Annotated in this window: 1 pseudogene; it reads left to right on the top strand. The window is 66.5% G+C overall.

What is annotated here, in order from left to right:
• Window positions 1-352, top strand: a pseudogene (locus AC1D1Y_RS27060) (HD-GYP domain-containing protein); the annotation flags it as partial.

Here is a 352-nt window from a genome sequence, read left to right as displayed (position 1 = left end):
CGTCGAATCCATCCGCATCGGCCAGCCGCTGCCGTTCCCCTTGATGGACAAGAACGGCGTTTTGCTGGCCAAAAAGGCCTTTGTGGTGGCCACGCGCCAGGACCTGGACGAAATCTCCCAGCGCGGCGGCGGCCTGTACATCGACGTGGCCGACTCCGAAGCCCACCACCGTGCCTATGTGGAACGCCTGCACGGCCTGGTGCGCGAGGACAAAACCCTGGGCCAGATCGCCGGCACACAGATCACCAACGACACCACGGCCGCCGAACGCGCCGCAGCGGATGACCGCATGGACTGGCTGGACCTGCAGGAGGTGGCCAACTCGCTGCTGCGCGAGACCCAGCCCGCCATG

It is taken from the genome of Polaromonas sp. P1_G1, assembly GCF_056405595.1.
This window is presented reverse-complemented; position numbering and strand designations above follow the sequence as displayed.